Genomic DNA, 2,029 nt, shown 5'->3' with positions numbered 1-2,029 from the left:
TATCTAAGTATTCTATAATTTTCATATAGAACCTAAAACCCTAACGTTATAGTTATGACTGTCTCATTAGTTAGTACTACACAAGCAGCTTTTCTACTAAATATTTCAACAGGTAGATTGAGGTTTTTACTCAATAAAGGTCGTGTTATCGGCGCTCGAAAAGTCAAAAGATTTTGGCAAATTCCTCTCAACCATCGCGGAATGCCAGAGATTACACCAGGTTGTCGTGGTCCTGAAGGTAGTTGGAATAAACTTCAACGCAAAGCTAAGACTATTGTTCATGTTCTGCGAAAGACTATTGACTATAACCGAGACAATGGAACTTCTCATCCAGCCGTTGCAGTGAAAGTGGGAGATAAAAAGAATTATTGCCATGCCCTTAAAATTAACGGACCTTGCCAAATTGTTTATCAGCCTCATAACCCGAACAAAAGTCAAGCTGGGGGAGCTCGTCTGTGGATTGAAGTAGATCCAGAACATATAGTAGAACGAAAATATTTTGTTAATGGAGATTATGGTCCGCCACCGGAAGTAGTTCAGCAGCGTGCAAAAACTAAGGGGGCAAAAAGTAAGAAGAAAAAATCTAAAAAGAAAGGAAAGAATAAAACCAGTTAACTGGATAGTTAACTTGGAAACAGAGAATTTCAATAGCAGTGTCTTGGTACTGTTCTATTTTTTGCTGTCTAGAAATCGCTAATTATACAGACTATTAACTCAGAAAATTGAACATCTATTTAGCGATCGCTCTCCAACTCTCTTTACTTCCAGCAAGTATTTAGGGTCATTTTTTGTCTCTAGGCTTGACTTCACAAGGCTTTCAAATTCTCAATCATTTCAGGTCAACGAAGAAGGACGTATAGATTCAGAAATTATATTAGTATCTAGCAAATAGTTTAAACTCATAAATCAACCTCTCTCCCTGGTGACTTATCTCGTAAGTTCTCAAAAGTATTATCATCAAAAGTAATTCCTTTTTGTTCTATTTTTGCCCTAAATTTTTGATAGGCTGAACAAAAATCATTAACCTCTTTAATTTCTATTAAAATTTCTTGGTTATCGGGTAAATTTACTTCCTCTAATAACTCGATAGTTTTTCCTTTTTTAATTCCCTTTACTAACATACAGCACTTTCCGATGTAATGAGGTACACCTTATTTTAAGTCAGAAGTAATATCATGTTCGGTTGAATACTTACACTTTGGAGGAGATAAGGCAGAAGGAAAGAAAAGGTTAGAAGGGAAAAGGTTTTTTATCACTGATTATCCGTTAGCGTAGCTCCCCCGGAGGGGAACATGATATAAAAAACTAAGAAGATTGGACTGTACCTCATAGCAAAGGAAACCCCTGTAAAATTAACTTTTTAAATATCTGTAAATTTATATAATCACTCATTTAAACTTAACTATATTGTAAGTAAAAAAACGGAGAGATTTAATCAGTATTTTGTTATCTAATAACGAAATTAATTCTTGTGATTAAAATTACCAAAGATTAATTTTTATGTCACATTTTGATTTGATCTTATAGTTTATGATGCCTTGTAGTTGTTACCTAATCAAGCAGTTATGTCTACTCAACATGGTCAGAGTTCAGCCCTTAATGAAGAAGCTCAAAATGTTGATATTATAAATAATACAAAGAGTCTAATTGGACTTTGGACAAAAAGTAACTAACAGTTAGCGTAATTATTACGCTAATCAAACAGGATAATACCGCTCTATCTCCAGTGAATTTAATCACTGAAAAAAGGCAATAATTAAGAGTTGTCGCCAGTTCCTAAGAAACTTTTCGTTGTTTTCGAGATTTTTTTTGCCCTTTTGTGATAACTTGATGACGAGTTCGTGGTGTTGTTTTATATCCTTTAATCCGTCCAGAAGAATAACCTCGACGTTTGGGAGATCGAGCCATTGTTCCCAAAGTTGAAATTATTCTATAAAAGTCTCTTTGAACTAAACTGGGAGTAATTTTAACTGATTTCTTATTCTTCAAATACTGTTCCCAATGATGGGGTAAAACAACAGCTAAATTC

General features: G+C 34.1%; 3 protein-coding genes. 1 reads left to right on the top strand and 2 read right to left on the bottom strand.

From position 1 onward, the window contains the following. The first annotated feature begins 54 nt into the window (after positions 1-54). Positions 55-615, top strand: coding sequence for a DNA-binding protein (locus F6K13_RS30445; protein ID WP_192901092.1), 561 nt, complete (start codon positions 55-57; stop codon positions 613-615). 284 nt (positions 616-899) lie between these two features. Here F6K13_RS30445 and F6K13_RS30440 read toward each other — a convergent pair whose 3' ends face one another. Together F6K13_RS30440 and F6K13_RS30435 are read right to left on the bottom strand one after the other, a co-directional pair. Then, positions 900-1,121: a hypothetical protein gene (locus F6K13_RS30440; protein ID WP_124144377.1), complete on the bottom strand. Its 222-nt coding sequence runs from the start codon at positions 1,119-1,121 to the stop codon at positions 900-902. A 655-nt stretch (positions 1,122-1,776) separates the two neighbouring features. After that, positions 1,777-2,029: hypothetical protein (locus F6K13_RS30435; RefSeq protein ID WP_353735331.1), on the bottom strand; the 253-nt coding region annotated here is incomplete at its 5' end.

Source organism: Okeania sp. SIO2B9 (assembly GCF_010672505.1).
GTDB lineage: Bacteria > Cyanobacteriota > Cyanobacteriia > Cyanobacteriales > Microcoleaceae > Okeania > Okeania hirsuta.
This window is presented reverse-complemented; position numbering and strand designations above follow the sequence as displayed.

Excerpts from the sequence above, each read along its gene's own strand:
- F6K13_RS30445 (WP_192901092.1), top strand. The coding sequence starts at position 55 with ATGACTGTCTCATTAGTTAGTACTACACAAGCAGCTTTTCTACTAAAT.
- F6K13_RS30440 (WP_124144377.1), bottom strand. The coding sequence starts at position 1,121 with ATGTTAGTAAAGGGAATTAAAAAAGGAAAAACTATCGAGTTATTAGAG.